General features: G+C 51.4%; 16 protein-coding genes, 1 tRNA gene and 2 rRNA genes. 12 read left to right on the top strand and 7 right to left on the bottom strand.

Annotation, left to right across the window (positions count from 1 at the left end; genetic code table 11):
- Positions 1-120 precede the first annotated feature (120 nt).
- From rrf (T502_RS05685) to nadC, 6 genes are all read left to right on the top strand, one after another.
- Positions 121-242, top strand: a 5S ribosomal RNA gene (gene rrf / locus T502_RS05685).
- 423 nt (positions 243-665) lie between these two features.
- Positions 666-738, top strand: a tRNA-Cys gene (locus T502_RS05680).
- A 29-nt stretch (positions 739-767) separates the two neighbouring features.
- Positions 768-889: ribosomal RNA gene (gene rrf, locus T502_RS05675) — 5S ribosomal RNA — on the top strand.
- A gap of 278 nt (positions 890-1,167) precedes the next feature.
- Positions 1,168-1,926, top strand: coding sequence for an aspartate dehydrogenase (nadX, locus tag T502_RS05670; protein WP_042706149.1), 759 nt, complete (start codon positions 1,168-1,170; stop codon positions 1,924-1,926).
- A 17-nt stretch (positions 1,927-1,943) separates the two neighbouring features.
- On the top strand, positions 1,944-2,834 hold the full coding sequence (gene nadA, locus T502_RS05665; RefSeq protein ID WP_042706148.1) for a quinolinate synthase NadA: 891 nt from the start codon (positions 1,944-1,946) through the stop codon (positions 2,832-2,834).
- Positions 2,835-2,868: 34 nt separating this feature from the next.
- Entirely contained in the window at positions 2,869-3,738 is an 870-nt protein-coding gene (gene nadC / locus T502_RS05660; RefSeq protein WP_042706147.1) for a carboxylating nicotinate-nucleotide diphosphorylase, read from the top strand.
- 53 nt (positions 3,739-3,791) lie between these two features.
- Here the strand turns inward: nadC and feoB are convergent, their stop codons facing one another.
- Positions 3,792-5,735, bottom strand: coding sequence for a ferrous iron transport protein B (gene feoB, locus T502_RS05655; protein ID WP_342665746.1), 1,944 nt, complete (start codon positions 5,733-5,735; stop codon positions 3,792-3,794).
- A 4-nt stretch (positions 5,736-5,739) separates the two neighbouring features.
- Positions 5,740-6,408, bottom strand: coding sequence for a metal-dependent transcriptional regulator (locus T502_RS08615; RefSeq protein WP_052359197.1), 669 nt, complete (start codon positions 6,406-6,408; stop codon positions 5,740-5,742).
- 200 nt (positions 6,409-6,608) lie between these two features.
- On the opposite strand from T502_RS08615, the gene T502_RS05645 reads away from it, so the two are divergent.
- From T502_RS05645 to T502_RS08610, 3 genes are all read left to right on the top strand, one after another.
- On the top strand, positions 6,609-7,250 hold the full coding sequence (locus T502_RS05645) for a flavodoxin family protein (RefSeq protein WP_042706224.1): 642 nt from the start codon (positions 6,609-6,611) through the stop codon (positions 7,248-7,250).
- Between the two features lie 78 nt (positions 7,251-7,328).
- Positions 7,329-7,784: a GNAT family N-acetyltransferase gene (locus tag T502_RS05640; RefSeq protein WP_042706146.1), complete on the top strand. Its 456-nt coding sequence runs from the start codon at positions 7,329-7,331 to the stop codon at positions 7,782-7,784.
- Positions 7,785-7,797: 13 nt separating this feature from the next.
- A complete protein-coding gene (locus tag T502_RS08610; RefSeq protein WP_052359196.1) occupies positions 7,798-8,634 on the top strand; it encodes a DUF2115 domain-containing protein in 837 nt (278 codons plus the stop codon).
- Positions 8,635-8,809: 175 nt separating this feature from the next.
- On the opposite strand, the gene T502_RS05630 is transcribed toward T502_RS08610, so the two are convergent.
- Positions 8,810-10,135: a PEGA domain-containing protein gene (locus T502_RS05630; protein WP_042706145.1), complete on the bottom strand. Its 1,326-nt coding sequence runs from the start codon at positions 10,133-10,135 to the stop codon at positions 8,810-8,812.
- A 356-nt stretch (positions 10,136-10,491) separates the two neighbouring features.
- Between T502_RS05630 and T502_RS09195 the strand changes: the two genes are divergently transcribed.
- Entirely contained in the window at positions 10,492-12,513 is a 2,022-nt protein-coding gene (locus tag T502_RS09195; protein WP_157197482.1) for a YIP1 family protein, read from the top strand.
- Between the two features lie 4 nt (positions 12,514-12,517).
- Positions 12,518-13,471, top strand: a complete 954-nt coding sequence (locus tag T502_RS05620; RefSeq protein WP_157197481.1) for a PKD domain-containing protein — start codon at positions 12,518-12,520, stop codon at positions 13,469-13,471.
- An 81-nt stretch (positions 13,472-13,552) separates the two neighbouring features.
- Here the strand turns inward: T502_RS05620 and gpmA are convergent, their stop codons facing one another.
- The 4 genes from gpmA to T502_RS05600 form a co-directional block, all read right to left on the bottom strand.
- A complete protein-coding gene (gene gpmA / locus T502_RS05615) occupies positions 13,553-14,302 on the bottom strand; it encodes a 2,3-diphosphoglycerate-dependent phosphoglycerate mutase (RefSeq protein ID WP_042706143.1) in 750 nt (249 codons plus the stop codon).
- Positions 14,303-14,425: 123 nt separating this feature from the next.
- Positions 14,426-16,057: a hypothetical protein gene (locus tag T502_RS08600; protein ID WP_157197480.1), complete on the bottom strand. Its 1,632-nt coding sequence runs from the start codon at positions 16,055-16,057 to the stop codon at positions 14,426-14,428.
- 239 nt (positions 16,058-16,296) lie between these two features.
- Entirely contained in the window at positions 16,297-16,977 is a 681-nt protein-coding gene (locus tag T502_RS05605; protein ID WP_052359193.1) for a DUF2115 domain-containing protein, read from the bottom strand.
- A 7-nt stretch (positions 16,978-16,984) separates the two neighbouring features.
- A complete protein-coding gene (locus T502_RS05600; protein WP_042706142.1) occupies positions 16,985-17,731 on the bottom strand; it encodes a TrmB family transcriptional regulator in 747 nt (248 codons plus the stop codon).
- A 292-nt stretch (positions 17,732-18,023) separates the two neighbouring features.
- Between T502_RS05600 and T502_RS05595 the strand changes: the two genes are divergently transcribed.
- Positions 18,024-20,288: an efflux RND transporter permease subunit gene (locus T502_RS05595; RefSeq protein ID WP_042706141.1), complete on the top strand. Its 2,265-nt coding sequence runs from the start codon at positions 18,024-18,026 to the stop codon at positions 20,286-20,288.
- Positions 20,289-20,302: the final 14 nt, after the last annotated feature.

Here is a 20,302-nt window from a genome sequence, read left to right as displayed (position 1 = left end):
TACTAACGTCCGATAATTCAGTAATTGGTTTAGGTCCGTTAAAATCCAGACGAAATCCGTTATGTTATATCTGGTATGATACTTTTTGTGCAGGTTCACTGTTCCTGTAAAGAAGTCTTCAATTGCGGCCATAGCAGCAGGGTCACACCCGGACTCATTCCGAACCCGGAAGTTAAGCCTGCTCACGTCGGATGCGGTACTCAGATACGCGAGTTCTCGGGAAACATCCAACGCTGCAATTGTCTGAGATTGGATTGAAGTTTTGTGATTGTTTTGTAATTGTTTTGTAATTGTTTTGTAATTGTTTTGTAATTGTTTGATGTAAGAGCGGATGCTCTGGTGTTTTGAAGTTTTCAGATTTCCGACCGCAGGTTAGGTGCGGCATGTCTTCACTGTTCTTTACCGGAACTCTGCGTGGATTGTGTCTTCAGCGCGATTTTTCTGTATGCGATGTTATGTGATGCACTGTCCGTTTCCCGCAAAGGCTTCACAATTGTGAAAAAGAAGAATAATTGATACTTCGTTTTAAAATATCTTTATAAATTTCTAATTTTACAAACTGGCGGTAAAATAGCGATTTGCCTGTAAACATTTCATATCAAACCGATAGTTTTTAATCATGCAACCGCTAACATTTAGAGGCACTACGTGTGCACTGCAACTGTGCCAAGGTGGCGGAGCGGCTACGCGGTCGCCTGCAGAGCGACTATTACTCCAGTTCAAATCTGGACCTTGGCTTCTCCCTTCCGAAAGGACAGGGACTATTCAATTGCGGCCATAGCAGCAGGGTCACACCCGGACTCATTCCGAACCCGGAAGTTAAGCCTGTTCACGTCGGATGCGGTACTCAGATACGCGAGTTCTCGGGAAACATCCAACGCTGCAATTGTCGGCAATGAATCGAAGTTTTTCCGCAGTTTTCTAAGTTATCTGTGTTTTCTATGCTTTTTCTGAGTTATTCTAAGTTATTCTAAGTTATTCTAAGTTTTTTATGTTTTTTATGTTTTTGAGTTTTCTGAGTTTTTATGAGTTTTTTGTTCGGGAGCGCAAGCTGTCCATCCCGTGATTTTCAATATATTCAATATATGCCGTCCTTAAAAATCTCTTTTGCCGCCGATTCTTTCAGCATAAATATAATTATCTAACAATTCCCATTATTAAGTTACAATGGTAAGGGTAGGTCTGTTAGGTTGCGGCAACGTAGCTGAAGTGGTGGCGGGCAAAGAGAACGGTATCGACATTGTCGCTCTCTATGACCTCGACACAAAGCGTGCAAAGTACCTCTCGGAGATATCGGGAGCGCCGGCTTTCGAGAAATTCGAGGATTTCCTCGCATGCGATATGGATATCGTGGTTGAAGCCGCATCCGTGGGCGCGGTCTGCGCAAACGCCGAGGCAATCCTTAAATCCGGCAGAGACATGGTCATACTCTCGGTCGGCGCACTTGCCGACCCCGACTTCAAGCGGAAACTCATCAAACTTGCCGAAGAAAACAACTGTAAGGTGCGTATCCCCAGCGGCGCCGTAATCGGACTCGACAACCTCAAAATAGGTCAGATATCGCCTATGAGCGAACTCAAACTCCGCACGACCAAAAATCCGCGGTCGCTCAAGCTTGACGTCACCGAAAGAACCCTCGTCTTCTCCGGAAGAGCCGACGAATGCATAAAGAAATTCCCCAAGAACATCAATGTTGCAATCGCTCTCGAGACGGCGGGCGGCAGACCCGTCGAGGTCGAATTGTGGGCAGACCCCGCGGTAACGAGGAACACCCACGAAATCTTCGCAAAAGGCGATTTCGGCGACATATACATGAAGATTGAGAACAACCCCTGCCCCCAGAATCCGGCAACAAGTTATCTGGCGGCGCTCTCGATAATAACGCTCCTGAAGAATCTCGGAAAATCCATAATAATAGGCACATAATACGGATCGGAAAAACCATGACAGTAATCGACGAAATAAAAAAACTCAAAGCGGAGAAGAACGCGGTCATACTCGCTCACAACTATCAGCCCAAAGAGATACAGGATCTGGCAGACTGCCTCGGAGACAGCCTGGAACTTGCAAGGGAAGCAAAGAAGACCGACGCCGATATAATAGTGCTCTGCGGCGTCATGTTCATGGCGGAGACGGCAAAGATAATCAACCCCACGAAGAAAGTCCTCATTCCCAATCCGAACGCCGGCTGTAAACTTGCCGATTACGTAAACCCCGCCATGATAAAAGCGGAAAGGAAAGCATATCCCGACGCCGAAGTCGTCCTCTACGTCAACTCGACCGCGGAATCGAAGGCGGAGGCGGACATAACCTGCACATCATCGAATGCCGTCGCGGTATGTAAAAGCCTCAAATCAAAGCGGATACTCTTCGGACCCGACTCCAACCTTGCCTCGTGGGTGGCCGAACAGCTCCCCGAAAAAGAGATAATTCCGCTTCCGTACGGCGGATGCTGTCCGGTTCATGCCGAAATCAAACCCCAAACCGCACGCGAGGCAAAGGCTGCCGGCTACACCGTCATCTGTCATCCCGAATGCCCCAAAGCCGTCCGCGACGAATGCGACGTCGTGGCATCGACAGGAGGCATGCTTAAGGAAGCCGCAAACGCCGACAGATGGGCAGTGCTTACCGAACGCGACATGACATACCGCTTAAAGTGCAAATATCCGGAAAAGGAATTTAAGGGCTATGAATCGGCATTCTGCGAGAACATGAAGCTGATAACCCCCGAACTGCTCAGGGACTCTCTGCGCGACGAGACAACCGAGGTTGTCCTGCCCGACGCTCTCATAAAGGGTGCCGGAAGAGCAATCGAGAGAATGCTCAATATCTGAAGGGCACATAACGCGGCATAACACAGGTTTCATCATGACGATATCACCCAAACTCATCGCATATCTCGAAGAAGATATCGCGGGCGGCGACATAACCACCTCGGCAATAGTGCCGAAAGGGAAGACGAGCGCGGTTATCGTCTCGAAGGACGACGGCATAATCGCGGGCTTAAGCGAGGCGAAGGATATCTTCAATTACTGCGGAGCCGATGCCGAGATCAAAAAAGCCGACGGATCGCGGGTCGCAAAAGGCGACATCGTCATGGAGATATCGGGCGATTCCCATGCCGTTCTGATGGCGGAGAGGACGGCGCTCAACATAATAGGCAGGATGAGCGGCATTGCCACCAAGACCGCCCGCATCTCCGCAAAAATAAAAAGGATTAACCCGAACTGCAATGTCGCGGGCACGAGAAAGACCTCCCCGGGATTCCGCGAGTACGACAAGAAAGCCATCTTCCTCGGCGGCGGCGACCCGCACAGATACAATCTCTCGGATGCCTTCCTGATAAAGGACAACCACCTCGAACTCTGCACGATAGCCGACGCCGTTGCAAAGGCGAAAGCCTATTCCGTCTATAAACTTGTCGAGATAGAGGTCGAGAACACCGCCGATGCCCTTGCCGCAGCCGCCGCGGGTGCCGACATAATCATGTTCGACAACATGACCCCCGATATGATAAAGCGCACGATTGCGGCGCTCTCGGAGAAGTATATCGGAAAAGGCATAACAATCGAGGTCTCGGGCGGAATCCGCGAGGAAAATCTCGGCGATTACGTAATCCCGGGCGTCGACAGAATAAGCATGGGCGAACTCACGCATTCGGTCAAAAACTTCGACGTGTCGCTTGACGTAAAGCCCGCACTCAAGACCGTAAACATCGTGAAAACCGTTAAAATTTGAAGATTTTCCCTTCTCTCTTTTCCCCGTTATTCCGTTGCAGCAGTTAAATACGGTTAAAATATATTGAACAGGGCATTCAGAATTATACCCGTCACGAATCCGAGCGAGAGGGTATAACAGCAGACCGCAAGCGAGATCTTAAGCCCCATCTGCCTGTATAAGACCGCTATCGTCGAGACACAGGGCACAAAGAGAACGCTTACGACGGCAAAGACGTAGAGCTGCGCCGCACTCATAACCGCACCGAGATTCGCCGTTCCCGACAAGATAGCAAGCGTCTCGAACGCCATCTCCTTTCTCAGAATGCCGAAGAGAAGCGATGTCGAGGCATAGTCGGGAAGCCCGAGCGCCGAATACATGAATCCCTCGAAAAGCACCTGGAAAGCCGCGATAACGCCGAAGAACTGCAAAATGCCCAGAACAACGCTGGATACGAGGAGAAGCGGCATGGCAATGAAGAGGAACTCCTTCATCCTCAGCCACGCCCTTGTAAGCGTCTGCTTTGCACGCGGTTTGCGCATCGGCACCATCTCGAGAATCATGCCGAACTGGTCGCCCGGGGTGATCTTTGTAAGCACAATACCCGTCAGTATGATGAGAACAAAGACAATCAGGTAAATCGAGAGCGCCGCGAAGAGACCGACGAAGGTAAAGACAATACCCGCGATTATTACCGTTCTTGCCGAGCAGGGCACCATGGTGATGAGGAAGGACGCGAGAATCTTCTCCCTCTCCGAGAACTGCCGTATTGCCATGATTGCCGGAACGTTGCAACCGAATCCGAGAACCATCGGAATCAGCGCCTGCCCGTGCATGCCGATATTGTGCATGGCGCGGTCGGCGAGGAATGCCGCTCTCGTCATATATCCCGTATCTTCCAGAACCGAGATGAGAATATAGAATACGAAGACATACGGAAAGGCAATACCCAGACCCGCTTCCACGGCAATCAGGAGCGAATAGAGGATATTCTCGGCAAGCGGCGGCAGGGAAAGCTCATACATCGGGTGAATCAGGAAGGTCTCGAAGAGTTCGACTATCGCCTCTTCCAGAAAAGAGCCGATGATAAAGACGCAGATAAGGGTTGTCAGCAGGACAACCGTCATTATCGGCACGCCCGTTGCGGTGCGGGTAAGCAGGCGGTCGAAGTTTCTCGCCGGCTTAAACGTCCCGTCCTTCTCTATCAGACCCCGGATTCGTTTCGCCTCGTTGTGACGGTTGGCGGCAAGAATCTGATGAACCGACATCCTGTGCTGATCTTCTATCTCGGCGGCAATCACGCCCGCCGTCTCGGAGAGTTCGTTATCTTCGGGGAGCAGACCCTCCAGCGCCAGAAGACCGCTGAGTCTGTCGCTGCCGTTCACCTTCGAGAAACTTCTGAGTGCGGCTTCTATATGGTCGTCGTAGCGGGTGACGAGATCGATTGTCTTCGCCCCGTTCTCGGCGAGCGGGATTATCTTGTCGATATTCCTGCCCTCGACGGCGGCGGTCTTGATGACGGGGCATCCGAGTATCTCCGAGAGCTTATCGCCGTCTATGACAAGACCCTGCTTTTCGGCCTCGTCCGTCATGTTCAGGACGACAACGGTCGGAATCTTGAATTCCGCGATCTGAAGGAGCAGGTAGAGATTTCTCTCTAGGCGTGTCGAGTCGAGGACGGCGATGAGCCGGTCGGCTTTCTTCTCGAGCAGGAATTTTCTGACCTCGGTCTCCTCATCGTTCACGCCGTCCAGCGAATATACGCCCGGGAAATCGATTATCTCGTAGTGTTTATCCCTGTGCACGAGGCTTCCCGTGTACATGCCGACCGTCGTGCCCGGGAAGTTCGATATCTCGACGCCTATACCCGTAAGGCTGTTGAAGATAAGCGATTTGCCGACGTTAAGGTTGCCTATGAGAGCCAGTTTCAGCGTATCGGATTTTTCAGGCACCCCCGATCCCGACCCGGAACCTCCGGATTTGTCCCTTTTTTCGTCGTCCGTCTTATCCGCCGCCACCGTATTACACCTTCTCGACAAAGACGAGGCGCACTATCTCGGGGCTGATTCCGACCTCGCTCGATTTGATTGCGACGACCATGGCGCCGTTGGAGAGTTTTCTCTTTATCGTTATCGTCTCCCCGGGTATCAGCCCCATATCGCAGAGTCTGTCCGTTCTCCTTGAGCCGCCTTCGGTAAAGAGTATCTTAACGGCATCGTCTTCGTCGAACTCCGAGAGATTTCGCCCCATTCCTTCATGCCAGTCATCCCCGTCACCTTCATGCGCATTTCGGGCGTGAAGACGGTGTCTTGCGCCCCTCTCTCTTATGTAATTCTTAAGACGCTTTATCGTATCCGGCGAGGCGCCGTGCTCGAGGACGCAGGCTTCTTTTGATGCGGAATCGGAGTCCATGCCGAGTATCTCCGTGAAAAATGATTCCAGAACGAGATGCTTTTTTATTGTGCATTCCCCGAGTTTTCTGCCGGAATGCGTGAGTTTTATCTCCGGATATGCCCCCGCGTCGCTTATTCGGATAAAACCCTCATCCCTTAAGGCATTAAGCCCGCCCTCTATCTCGGAGACGTCTTTGTTAAGGGCGTCCGCAAGTATCTTCAGGGAATCGGGCGTAATCCCGTCGACTGAGTTGTTTATTATTGCCTCAAGGTAATCTTCGCACTCGGTGATCTCCATTTGCTCTCTCTGTTTAACCTCTCTAATTTTTTGAGTACACAGTAAAAAATCTTTGTAATCTTAGGAAATATGCTAAAAACCGAAATAAGATAATCTTAGGAATCCCCACTCCCTGCACCGTGCCGCATGCGCCGCAATGCCGAAAGACAAAAATTCAATCATGTGTAATTCTAATGAGGATATACGCAGGAGGAAATTTCATGAAGAAGATAATAGCAGTCAATGCCGGACCCAGAATGGGATGGAACACCGATACCCTGATAACGGAAGCATCCAAAGGTGCGGTATCCGCGGGTGCGGAAGTGGAGAAGTTCAATCTCTTCAAACTCGAGAAATATACGGGATGCAGGTCCTGTTTCGGCTGCAAAAAAGAGGCGAATAAAGGTCACTGCATAATAAAGGACGGACTGACGCCGGTGCTTGACGCAATCAGGGAATCTGACGGGCTTATTATCGGTTCACCGAACTATCTGAGCGAGCTGACCGCATCCTTCAGGGCACTCTACGAGAGGCTTGTCTTTCAGAATCTGACCTACAATGCGGAGACGCCCTGCTGTAACCCGAGGAGAATCCCCGTTCTTCTCATAATGACCAGCAATGCGCCGGATGACATGTATATGAATCTTATGCAGAATTATAAGCAGGTATTCGACGGTTTCGTGGGTCCGACCGAGATACTTATCAGCGGAGATACCCTTCAGCTCAAAGATTACGGCAAGACCGACTGGCCGTGGACTTATTTCGATGTCGAAGCCAAGAAGGAGCGTCACGAGAAGGTATTTCCGCAGGAGTGCAAGGCGGCATTCGAGAAGGGCGCCGCTCTGGTGAAAGGAACACAATAACCGAACACAATAAAGGAACACAATAAAGGAACACAATAAAGGAATACAATAAAGGAATAGAATTACGGAATACAACAGATGAAACCCGAGATAATCCGTGCGACCGAGAGATGGCAGCAGGCGGGCGCCTGTTACGTAAGGATACAGGCGATGGCAAAGAAGCACCATATCACTCTGCGTCAGGAATTCGACGAGCACGATGCGCCGGATACGAAATATATCCTTGCGCTGGACGACGATTTTCCGATTGCCACCGCCAGAATGTATGAGCGTGATGCGCAAAGCGTCATCATCGGCAGAATCGTCACCCTTCCGGAATACAGGCATAGGGGAATAGGCTCGGCGGTGGTGAAGGAGTGCGAACTGTGGGCGGCGGAGCTCGGCTATAAGAAGGTCGTTCTCGACAGCCGCGACAACAAGGTCGAATTTTACAGGAAACTCGGCTATAAGGAATGCGGAGAGCCTTACATTGACGGCGACACCTTCCGCTGTATCCGTATGGAAAAAGACCTGCCTGAAAAAGATATCTCTTAAGGCGTTGGATAAAATGGCAAAAAAAGCGAATGATGACGGACACCCGAAAGATGCGGCGCAAAACCCCGCGTCTTCGGGGACGCGGTCGTGGGGATTCTTCAGCATCGGCGGAAGGCGGCAGAAAAAGAAGGAGAAAGAGGCTGAGCTCGAGCGGTCGATATTCATCGAGATGGACGCCGCGGGAGACGGGGGCGACAAAATCCTTCCCGATAATGCCGCGCTCATAAACGATATGACCGTAACCTTAAATCTGCTTTCGGAGGCGAAGACGCTTGACGGTCTTATAGAGATCCTCGGCGATGAGATGAATAAGTTCAACCGTCAGGATATCCGCATGCTCATCTCACAGGTCGAAGGAAAACTCGGGGGAACAAACCGTTCTTATGTTGAAAGACTTGTTGCAAAGCTGGATGAGATGTATTGGGGCGCATTCAACGATATCGCTATGCTTGCGCAGTCCCGCGATTCGGAGGAGTATCGGTCGCCGCCGGTCGCGGCATCCCGCGATTACTGGATGATGGCGCTTAAGTCCTGCAAGAACACCGCGTCAAAGACAAGCCCGCGGCTTTTGTATCTTAAGTATCTGCTTGTCGGCTTTCGGATGTTCGTGCTCGGAGAACCGGCGCACCCTGTCGGCACTCCGTTCCCGGGCGGTCATGAGGTCGAGTCGGAGTCGGGCATCTTCTACTGCCCCGTAAGAGAAAAGGCGGATGACGTGCCCTACGCGGTCTGCCCCTTCTGCCCCGCGATGCAGTCGACCGAGTTTATGCTCGAGTTTACGAAGGAAGAACGTGAAAAGAAGGTCAAACAGGGATACATACAGAACTATTTTACGAACTTCAAGGGATAAGCGGATAATAATTCATTGCCCGTGTTTTCCCGCCGCGTTTTCCGCTTTTGCCCGTAAAAAAGATATTGTTTTTTTTGATTTTTTGTTTTTTTTTGATTTTTTGAATTTTTTGATTTTTTAAATTTTAAAAATTTTAATTTTTTAATTTGTTTTTAATTTGCTTTTAATTCGGTATTTATCTGCGGCTGCAGACCGCCATGACCGCCATCGTGCACGCAAGTGCGAGAACCGCAATCAGAGCACCGAATCCCGGAGACCCTGTTGTTGGGACGGTCGGCGATGGCGTATTCGAGCCCGGTGCCATGCCGAGAGTAAGCTGGGAGACCTGTCCCGAATTGACGACGACTCTGGAATATGTGTCCTGATATCCCGAAAGACGAAGCATGACCGTATGTTCTCCGGCGGCGACATTATTCAGGTTGCACGGGGTGTTGTAGCCCGTATAAGCGTTGTCAAGGTATACCATCGCACCCTCGGGCGAGGACGAAACCGCGATTGAGCCCGCGTTTGCCGAAGACTGCGTCATATCCGCATTTACGGTAATCGACGCACCGTTCATGGTCACCGGCGTCACGTAATCGGCATATCCCGCAAGCGTCAGTTTAAGCGTGTGCTGACCGTTCGCGACATCCTGAATCGGGAATGCCGCTCCGTTAAGAGTCTCACCGAGGTAGACGCCGTCGAGGTAGATCTTCGCTCCCCACGGCGTTGACGTCACGAGAATCTGGTTTACCGACGAGATCGGCTGAAGTTCGGCGTAGACAGGTATCTGTGCCCCGTCCTGGACGGTGACCGACTTCTTCCAGTTGTAGTAACCGTTCAGCGTGACCTCAACCTCGTGAGTTCCGGACGAAAGCCCCGTAACCACGCACGGAGTCTTGCCTTTGGCAACGCCGTTGACCGAGACATAGGCATCGCTCGGATACGAGGTCACCGAGATCGAGCCCGGCGATGCCAGAGAAAGCAGAACGGTCTCGGTGCCGCCCGGGCTCAGGTAGACGGATTGCGTGACGCTCTTATATCCGTCCATCTCGGCGTTTATCCTGTAGGTCTTTCCGGCATCCAGATTGTAGAGCGTAATTGGCGACAATCCCTGATAGATGTCATTTACATGGATTCTTGCGCCGCTCGGGGATGTCTCGATCTGGAGATTTGCCTTTGTGGACGAAGTCGGCGATGCCGTCGGGTTCAGCGTAATATACACGCTGCTCGTCGTTCCCGCAGCGGGCATCGCCGGAAGTGAGGATGTCGCGGAATAGTAACCCGCCTTGTCGACCCTTACGGTCGTATAGGGTTTTGCCGTGGTATATACGGCAACGGTGAGGACGCCGCCGGAGGTAAGTCCTTTGTATTCGTTGTCGAAGTAGACGCTTGCCCCGTCGACATTGCAGTAGATATTATACCAGCCCATATCTCCGCCGACAGCGGCGGCATTGGGTATTATCAGTGTAAGCATCAGAATAACGGCGGATGCCGCCACGATAAAAGATCTTTGCTTCATACTTAAAGATCGGTATATGGAATAATATAACTGTTGATTACCCGTCGAGTTGTTATTTTGCAAATCCATGCGTAACGTTCCGGCTGTCTGAAGGTCTGACGCTCTGACGATCTGCCGCGGGCTGTTCTCCCCACCCCCAAAACACACACAAACTCCACACCTGCATATCACCCCCACACAACTCTCTCTCCCCGCCATCCGTAACATCCGGCGGACATCAAAGGATAAATGCTTTGTATAATCCAGATTAATATGTATTGATAAACAGGTATCCGAAGATATGTACGGCAAAAATGCCGTGCATATCGTGTAACACGATATGATATAAACAGGTGATTTTGACGAAGCTTCCCGATATGGCACCGAATGAGCGTCTTCTTGCTGAAATACCCAATATTGACATAAAAGGCAAGAACTTCAGGCTGTTTCTGACAAACCTGAGGCTTGTCCTCATGGAAGGCACGGGACGCGGGAAGGCTCCGGCAATAATACCGCTCTCTATTATTCGCAATATTGCGTCAAGTCTCAACTTCGCCGACGACCCCGTCCTCACCCTCACTCTCGGTTCTCCCGACGGCGGTCAGAAAAAGATGGTTCTCGTCTTTACGCAGGAGTTCAGCGGCGTTCGCGACAAGGAACGCGATCAGCTCAAGAAGGTTCTCGAAGGCGTGGTCTCCGAGTCGCGGATGACCGTGAAGTCCGCGGGAATGTTCGGGCAGTCTCCCATGGGCGGCATGGGTATGGGAGGCATGGGCGGCGCAGGTGCCGGTTACGGCGGACAGCAACAGTTCGGTTTCGGCGGTGCGGGCGGTCTCGGCGGCGGAATGGGAAGCGGCATAGGTGGTATGGGAGGCGCCGGTTTCGGTGCACAGGGCTACCCGCAGAATCAGGGATACGGACAGCCCTTCGGACAGTCCCCAATGGGCGGCATGGGCATGGGCGCAGGTCAGGGTATTGGGGGTGCAGGCGCAGGTGCCATGGGCGGCGCCCCATCGGCAGTAGCGGGTGTCCCGGGCGCAATACTCTCGGCAGCAAACGTCGTCGTAAAATCACAGGAGTATACCGTCTCAATCACGGGCGACAAGATAGTGCTCTTAAATCCCAATCAGCCCGCAAAACCCTCGACAATACCTCTCGGTGCGGTCAGAAGCGCCGAAGGGGAGATAAGCGAGGAAGGGGAGCCTGCCGTTGCTCTCATGGTCGAGTCCCAGAACGGCAATATGCGAAGGATGGTCCTTCGTTTCTCGCTCTGGTATAACAAGAATCGCTGGGGCGAACGCGAGACATGGGTTCACGCCATACAGGACTATATCGCGACCGGCAGGATAACCGAGCTTTATACCCCGACTCCAGAAGAATGCCTTCCCTCCGGCGGATTTTCGGCAGTGCCCCCGTCGTCGGGCGGCATGGGCATGGGCGCAGGTCTTGGCGGTGCGGGCGGTCTCGGCGGCAGTACGGGCAGCGGTATTGGCGGCGGATTCGGCAGAGCGCCAACCGGCGACGATCAGCAGTGCCCGGTCTGCGGAAATGCCGTTGCTGCGGGCGCGAAGTTCTGCGGCAACTGCGGTCATACGATGCCGGCGGGTTCGGGAGGAGATTCCGGCTTATCCGGCAGTTCGCGTTATGACAGCGACGAGGACGTGGAGATCCTCGGCGGCGGATCACGCGACGACGACTTTTTCCCCTCGGCAAAACCGCAGAAGAAAGCCAAAAAGGCTAAACAATCGGGATTTATGCGTTCATCGGCGAGTTCATACGACGGCGATTACCCCGTCCGCAGACAGAGAAGGAGCGGACCGATATTCTCGGAAAGTTCTCTTCCCGGAAGGCTTATCTCGTTTATCAGGACGCCGTGGGACGCATTTCAGAATACACGCGGTCAGGACGTGCTGGATGCACTGCCCGTCTTCGGAGTCGTCCTTGCAATATTCGTCCTCATAAACTCGATACTCTACTCGATAATCGCCTCAGATCTCAGCGCCGCCGAGTATCCGGTATTGAGCACATTCTCGGATTTCTTCTCGTCATTCATATTTTCGCTTGAATCCGCGATTCTGATAGTCATATTCACCGCAATATACGGCGTCCTGATTCACCTTGCAATCGGCATAATCGGTTACACAAGCGATATCAATGACGGACTGAGAATATCGGTCTACTCCCAGACTGCCCTTCTTATAACGGTAATCCCGTTCATCGGGCTCTTCCTTTATCCGCTGTGGGCATTTCTGCTTCAGTTCATGGGCATACGCGAGACCTACCGTCTTGAAAACGGAACGTCTCTGTTGGCGACAATAATCCCCGCCGTTATCATTTTAGTGCTCTTCGTGCTTTTTCTGACATTCGGTGAGGATAACTTCTCGATTTTCGGAGAATAAGCGATTGGAAAGGAATAAACAAACTGCCAAAACCCTTATCGGTGTCGCGGTCGGGGTATTTGTGCTCTTTGCACTTTTTTCACCGGCATCAGCGGCAGCCGTCGCGGATTTTCAATTCGAGCAGGGCAATCCCAATTCACATGAGTATCTGCGCGTAATCTTCATGGGAAGCCTTGAGGGTGCGACGGCGTCAAATGATTCGCAGTGGGTCTGGAACTTCGGCGACGGCACCACAGGCGTCGGAAAGAACGTGATTCACACCTATTCGGATGAGAACATACCGACCGACCTTTACGATCCGATTATCTTCATGGTGCGCCTCGATGTCACGCCCGACGGCGGGGGAAAACCCTGCAGTAAGAGCTACAAGGTCGCCATAACGGAACCTTCTCTTGCGGCGCAGTTTGCTTTATCGGCAACGCAGGGACCGCCGCCGCTTGAGGTCACGTTTACCGACACCACCTTCGGGCGTCATGCCGTCGACAGCCTCTATTTCGGATATCCGGGTTCCGACACGACCGTAAGTTCTCTTCCGGCGACTCATGTCTATGAGAGGGAGGGAACCTATCCCGTGACATTCAGGGTCTCGCGCGGCGAAAAGCAGGCAAAGGCAACAAAGCAGGTCATTGTAAGGAAAGACGCAATATATATCGGCGAGACTTCGAATACGACCGAAGAAACCGATGTTACCGTGACCGAAGTCCCCGATACTACCGAAAATCCGGAGGTCACGGAGACGGAGACTCCGGAAATTACCCCCACGGGGCAGGGCGGGGAGGGTCCCGCAGGGGAAGCCGCGGGTGACATCCTCTTCTCGACCGCAGGATCCTTCAAACTGCCGGATACGGGGAATATCAGTGCAGTCGGTACCGTAAAATCAAAGAAAGATCAATATTTTGCGTTCTTTGAAGATATTATCCGATTTCTGAAGAACATTCTCGGCATACGCGGTAACTGAAGTATTGAAGCGGGATTTTCGTCCCGAAAAATAGTATTAAGAGTATATTGCGGACGGGTATCGCCGCTGCCGGATTTCCGGTTATTTCTTTGCCGTGCCCTGTTTTGCGACCGCTTCCATTGCGGCTTTAATCTCGTCCTGATTGCCCAGGTAATAATGGCGAATCGGTTTTAAGTTCTCGTCGAGTTCGTATACCAGCGGAGATGCCGTGGGGATATTCACCTGCGCAATGTCGTCGTCCGAGACATTGTCGAGGATTTTAACGAGTGCCCTTATGCTGTTTCCGTGAGCGGCGATAAGGATTTTTTTGCCTGCCTTAATCTGCGGGCAGATTTCATTTTCCCAATACGGTTTAACCCTTGCGACCGTGTCTTTTAAGCATTCGGTCAGCGGCAGTTCCTCCTTCGTAAGCGAAGAATAGCGCCTGTCGAATGCCGGACTTCTCTCATCGTCGGGGGTGAGCGCCGGCGGTGCGACCGTATAACTGCGCCTCCAGATGAAGACCTGCTCGTCGCCGTATTTTGAGGCGGTCTCCGCCTTGTCAAGTCCCTGAAGCGCCCCGTAATGCCTCTCGTTGAGTCTCCACGAACGTGTGACGGGTATCCACATGAGGTTCATCTCGTCGAGGGTGATCCAGAGTGTGCGTATCGCACGTTTTAAGACCGATGTGTATGCCATATCAAAGGTATAGCCTTCCTTTAAGAGGAGTTCGCCTGCGCGATGAGCCTCTTTTATTCCCTGTTCGGAGATGTCGACGTCGGTCCAGCCCGTAAATTTGTTCTCTTTATTCCATTGGCTCTCGCCGTGGCGCAAGAATACTATTTTGTACATATTTTGGCTCCGCATTAATTGCATGATATGATTGAATCGTATGGTAAATATCAATTCTGAATGGTATCGGTCTGAATGGTATCTGTTTTGAAAAAAGAATATTTGGTTATTATTTTGGGTTGTCTACAGCGTTACCGTTGCGGTGACCGTGTTTGAACCTGTCTGTGTCGAACTTGCCGAGCCTTTCGTCTGACTCTTTTCGTTCTGAATATCGATATCAAGGAAAGGCGCTTCTGCGGCTTTTGTTGCCGTTACCGTGATGGTTCCGCCTGTCGGATATATCAGGACATTGTTTACGGTTCCTTCCATTGTCGTTGAGCCGTCCGGCATTGTGAACTGGTGTTCGACGCCGTCAACCGTGTATTTTCCCGTCCAGACACCCGGGCAGTATACATCGATATTCCATGTTCCGTAACTTTCCGATGTCTTGGTTGAGCCCGGCGCTACAGGGGTTCCGGATGACGAGCCTGAAGAGCCCGAACCCGATGAACCCGACGAGCCGCCGAGTGAAAGACCGCCGTTCATGAAAACAACGGCAACTACGGCTATTACTATTATCGCGAGGACAACGCCGGCGATTATCTTCACATCCGGCATCCTGCTCTCTTTGTATCCGTAGTCGTCGTAACCGCCGCCGCGCATCTGCTGTTTCATCGCCTTCTTGCGCTCTTTTTCGGCAAGTTTCTCCTCCTTTGCACGTCTCTTCTCCTCTTCGCGCATCCGTTTCTTCATTGCGGGATCCATTCCCAGCGGCATGTCCTGCGGAGCGCCTCTTCTGCCGCGGTTCTGACCGGCAAACTCGGGATCGTCGGCAAGGCTGTATCCTCCGCGACCCTGCGGTTCCCTGTTCTGCATTGGCGGTCTCTGTCCGAAGTTGTTCTGCTGCGGCATTCCGCCGGGCATTCCACCGCGTCCCTGTGGACCCTGATTCTGCATTGGGGGTCTCTGTCCGAATCCGTCGTTCTGAGGAGGCATGCCTCCGGGCATTCCTCCGCGTCCCTGCGGTCCCTGATTCTGCATAGGCGGTCTCTGTCCGAAGTTGTTCTGCGGGGGCATTCCGCCCTGCATACCCTGGGGACCCTGATTTTGCATAGGCGGTCTCTGCCCGAAGTTGTTCTGCGGGGGCATTCCGCCCTGCATACCTCCCGGCATTCCCGGATGACCTGCGTTCTGCATTGGGGGTCTCTGTCCGAAGTTGTTCTGCGGGGGCATTCCGCCCTGCATACCATGGGGACCCTGATTTTGCATAGGCGGTCTCTGTCCGAAGTTGTTCTGCGGGGGCATTCCGCCCTGCATACCCCCGTGCATTCCGGGCTGTCCCATGGAGCCTGCCGCGGCACCCATGCCCATACCCATTCCGGCAGCGGCAGCTGTGTTGCCTGCGGGGCTATACGGGTTGCTCTGCGGAGCGGCATGTCCCATCGGCGCTCCCGAATTGATTCTCTTTAAGAGATCAATCCACTCGTCGCGCTCGGCATATCTGTATCCGTTATTCTGCGAGAATTTGAGGATAAGTTCGCCCATGGAGCCGTCGGGTTTCTGGATACCCAGATCGATAATCGGCGTTCCCGACTGATCCGAGGCAGGATCATACTTTCGGACCAGATTTACCGGAAAAACAAGCTCTTTCTTCGCATAGAGATCGTCGGTCTTCTTTGCGAAGATTATTCGTTTATTTGTCAAAAATGCGTCAAATAAGGTATTTTTTACGGTTACGTCCGGCGACGTCTTGAGTATCTCCTCGCCGGGACTCATTGCAGGCATGTACATAGTATTGATTTATATTTAGCATCTATTGCATAAATACATTCTATAAAAGGAATGTCAGCGGAGTGCAAAGGGTGTACGTCTGTGGAGTGTTGTGATGTAATTGTGATGTGATTGTGGTGTAAACTGTGTGTAAATGTGATATGTGTGGTTTGAAGCGGTGTAAACGGAATGTGAATGAATTGCGGGGTCGTCCTCTCACCCGTCCGTCTGCCTGCCCCACCTCTTCAGAGATTTTTCGGGTCCTGTTTTGCGGGGCAGAAATTGCAGATTGAATGGAGAATTTCTTCTTCCTTGTCGCGTATAGGGCAGAGGTAGCCTTCCTGCGTCTGCGTCACCGTCATGCCGCCCGGAAACGGGGTGCCGACCGGATGCCCGGGTTCGTCCATGACAAACATTGCAAATGCGTTGAGAAGATAATAAAAAAGATTGTGTCTGGGGAGTCTTCGTAAAATCTCCGCTTCATCATCCTGCCCGTCATCGTGCATGCACCCTTCGTGAATAACGGCGCAGAACTTTTTAAACGTCTCAATATCGGTAATATCGCGGCAGAAAGGATTCTCTGCGTTGCCGCGTCCGTCGGCGGCGAACGCCTTCTCCCCGCTTAATAGGAGAAGCTTATGGTATCTTCCGAAGAACCATATCTCCGAATAGGGGCGGAATTTCGACCTGTAAGGCTCGGGGAGAATATCCACTTCCCTTCTTACGCGGGCAGAGATAATCTGGAGATCGTATCGCGAATATTTTTTTATTTCCGCGGCTATAAACTCTCCGAGTTCACATTTTCGTCGGCATCCGCTCATCCTTTCCGCAATATCTTTTATGTATGCGGATTCCCCGTCCCGCTCCCCGTCGGATATAAGATTTCTCCCGTTCGGCATGATTCTGATGCCCTTTACGTTTTTCAATGTGTTTTTACGACTCGCCGAGCATCTTGATAACCGACTTTATCATGTATGCAATCTGCGGAATCTGAATACTGACGCCCATCATCTGACCGTTGTATTTGCCGACCGTAAAAGCCGCCTTATCGTCAAATACCAGAATTAATTTGTTCTTTTCGGTGTCGCCCAGTTCAATCACGGATTCGGCACCTTCTATGAACCTGAAATGATTCTGATTGAACTCGGTAATGCGTAGCTTTGAACCGGCGAAATCGGACTTATTCTCCGCGTATATCTCGACATTCACCTTGCGCTTGAGCTTGAGGAGTTCGGGTTTAATCCAGTTGAAGATGCTCGGATCATTGATCCAGATGAGGATGCTCTTCTCCGAACTCTGAATCAGCGTCTTAAGGCGGTTCTTGATACCCCATTCCGAGTGAATTGCCCAGATCATCACGGGCGGCTTCGACTCCAGATGGAGATTTCCGAGAAACTCCATGGTCTCGTCCACGGACTCGTTGAGTTCGCCCTTGAGCCTGGTTAAGATTTCGGTGGGGTTGTCGGCATAATAATACGAAGGATTGCCTTCCTGCATTATGATGTAGTTCTTGTCCAAAAGGCTCTTCAGCACGGAATATATTCGTCCCTGCGGCACCTGCGAATGCTCGTGAATCTCACGCGCCGTTGCCATGCCGAAACCGACCAACGATATGTAAGCCTTTGCCTCATACTCGGTAAATCCCAGTGTCTTCAGTGTCGAGATTGCCTTCTCGTTCATCAGTTAGTTTACAACTCCTGCAGTTTAACATACTTCTTTTAGCGGCATACAATATATACCTTGTATATATCGCATATTCCCCGGGACTGCGGGAATGGCGGATTGACGGGTATGACGCGGACGACGGAGATACTTACCTGTTTCACTACCTTTTAATAGATCTATAATTATATTTATGCCACAAATTGCCTTAATCGAAAAATATCATAGTCTTGAAATTTAAAAGTAATAGAATAACTTTAGGTCAGGCTTTAGGCATGCATAATCTCTTTACGACCGGAGGAAATTAACTTTGAAGTCACCATACGAATATCTTGCGGATATAATAGTCAAAAGACCCAGACTTGTAGCCTGTCTGCTGGTCCTGATGCTTATATTATCGTTAGTCGGCGCCTCACTCACCGAGATGAAGACCGGAAACGAGACCTATGTCTATAAGGATGAGCCGTCGGGTTCTCTTGTTCTTCATTATGCCGACGCATTCAGCTCGAAATCCATCATTCTTATAGTGGAGGGTGCGGATGTGACAACGCCGGATGTCATCGCATATCTCGATATGCTCGAAGGTGCGATACGCAATCAGCGCTATGTCCTCGGTGCCGTCAGTTATGTCGATCTGCTGAAATCCGCCAACGGAGGCGTTCTGCCTACAAGCAAGGGTGAGATCATCACATTGATGGATGCGCTTCCGTCAGACAGCATGTCGAATCTGCTTCCGTCAAATACACTTGCAATGGTAAACGTCCCTCTGGAAACAGGTTTGAGTTCCGATACCGAGGTTGAAATTGTTAACAACATCGAGAGTCTTGTCGAATTCTCTGGCGCACCCGCAGGCATTACCGTATCCGTGTCGGGTTCCCCCGCCTTTACCGCCGGAATGAGGGACGATATGAGCCAGAACATGAGCACCTTAATCACGCTTGCAATGGTGCTGATGGTCGTCGCGGTAATGCTCCTCTTCTCTCATGTAAGGTATACTCTTCTCCCCGTGATTGTGGTTTTCTGCGGAATTATCGCGACATTCGGATTCATGGGCTTTGTCGGAATCGGTATAAGTTCGATTGTCATTGCCGCATTCCCGGTACTTATCGGTATAGGTATAGATTATGCGATTCAGTTCCATTCGAGGATAGATGATGAGGCGCGGGAACATCCCATCGATGTTGCCGTAAAAAGAACCATCGTAAATTACGGACCTGCGGTCATGCTTGCAATGATTGCAACCTCGCTCGGATTCATTGCACTTACCATTCTCGCGCCCGCTCCTTCCGTTGCCGATTTCGGATTCATCTGTACAATCGGTGTTGTCTGGTGTTATCTTGCCGCGCTCTTATATGTGCCGACCTTTGCGATGGTAATCAACTATAAGCCCAAACCGCCGAAGGTGAAAAAAGACGGTTCGAACGGTACCAGTCTTATGTCGAAGTATGATGATCTGCTCGGAAATACTGCGGCGGCAATCGCAAAAAGGGCATTGCCCGTCCTTCTGTTTCTTGCCATGTTTGCCGTAGTGGGCATTCAGCTCGATGAGAAGGTTATCATAGATACCGATGAGGAGTCCATGGTGCCTGCGGATATGCCGGCTATGACTTCGATGAAGAAGATCACAAGCATTGCCGGTTCAACGAATACGATTACGGTTTATATCAAGGCGGATTCGATACGCGACCCGCAGACGCTGAAGTGGATCGATGATTTCGGGAAGTATACTCTGAATAAGAACGGCAAACTTCGCGGCGTCACGAGTATTGCATCCATAATAAGGGAATATAACGGCGGCATCCTCCCGACCACTATTCAGGAGATCGATGATATCTGGGCAAAAGTGCCGCAGACGACGCTTAACAGGTATGCGAGCGGTCAGACCGAGACCGTTATGGAGTTCTCCATGGATTCGATATCCATACCTCAGACGCAGTCGCTTATCAAGGATATGGAGAGGGATCTGGACTGGTTCGTTCAGCACCCGGGTTTGAGTGCCGATTTCACCGGCAGTATGTCCATGTTCTCGGAGATGATCGATAAGATCAGCGATTCAAAGAATCCGATGACCTACTTCGGTTTCCTGCTCATCTTCATCTACCTGATTATAGTCTACAGGAACTTCTCTGCCGTCACTCCGCTGATTCCGATTATGATGATTGTCGGCTGGAACGGTATGGTCATGTATGTTCTGGGACTTACCTACAGTCTTCTTACGGCAACTCTGGGAGCGATGACAATCGGTGTGGCATCGGAGTATACGATACTGATCATGGAGAGGTATCTGGAGGAGAAGAAAAACGGTCTGGATCTCATCCCCGCGATTCAGATTGCCGTTCAGAAGATCGGTACCGCAATCACGGTCTCGGGTCTTACGACGGTTTTCGGTTTCGCGGCATTGCTGCTTGCGACCTCTCCGATGATTCAGAATTTCGGAGCGATTACCGTGGTGACCGTGGTCTTCTCGCTTCTGGGCGCTATCATTGTCATGCCCGCGTCTCTGGCGGTGTTTGAGAATCTGAAAGCGCATCTTGACGCTAAAAAACAGGAAAGGCTGAGCAAACGCGGAATATAAACAATTCCGCATTC

This window comes from Methanomicrobium mobile BP, from assembly GCF_000711215.1.
GTDB classification, from domain to species: Archaea; Halobacteriota; Methanomicrobia; order Methanomicrobiales; family Methanomicrobiaceae; genus Methanomicrobium; species Methanomicrobium mobile.
Note: the sequence above shows the minus strand (reverse complement) of the source record. Positions and strands in the feature narration are given on the sequence as shown.

Coding starts and splice junctions, on each gene's coding strand:
- T502_RS08600 (WP_157197480.1), bottom strand. CDS start 16,057: ATGAGTCCCGGCGAGGAGATACTCAAGACGTCGCCGGACGTAACCGTA.
- T502_RS05630 (WP_042706145.1), bottom strand. CDS start 10,135: ATGAAGCAAAGATCTTTTATCGTGGCGGCATCCGCCGTTATTCTGATG.
- nadA (WP_042706148.1), top strand. CDS start 1,944: ATGACAGTAATCGACGAAATAAAAAAACTCAAAGCGGAGAAGAACGCG.
- nadC (WP_042706147.1), top strand. CDS start 2,869: ATGACGATATCACCCAAACTCATCGCATATCTCGAAGAAGATATCGCG.
- gpmA (WP_042706143.1), bottom strand. CDS start 14,302: ATGTACAAAATAGTATTCTTGCGCCACGGCGAGAGCCAATGGAATAAA.
- nadX (WP_042706149.1), top strand. CDS start 1,168: ATGGTAAGGGTAGGTCTGTTAGGTTGCGGCAACGTAGCTGAAGTGGTG.
- T502_RS08610 (WP_052359196.1), top strand. CDS start 7,798: ATGGCAAAAAAAGCGAATGATGACGGACACCCGAAAGATGCGGCGCAA.
- T502_RS09195 (WP_157197482.1), top strand. CDS start 10,492: ATGGCACCGAATGAGCGTCTTCTTGCTGAAATACCCAATATTGACATA.
- T502_RS05645 (WP_042706224.1), top strand. CDS start 6,609: ATGAAGAAGATAATAGCAGTCAATGCCGGACCCAGAATGGGATGGAAC.
- T502_RS08615 (WP_052359197.1), bottom strand. CDS start 6,408: ATGGAGATCACCGAGTGCGAAGATTACCTTGAGGCAATAATAAACAAC.
- T502_RS05640 (WP_042706146.1), top strand. CDS start 7,329: ATGAAACCCGAGATAATCCGTGCGACCGAGAGATGGCAGCAGGCGGGC.
- T502_RS05600 (WP_042706142.1), bottom strand. CDS start 17,731: ATGAACGAGAAGGCAATCTCGACACTGAAGACACTGGGATTTACCGAG.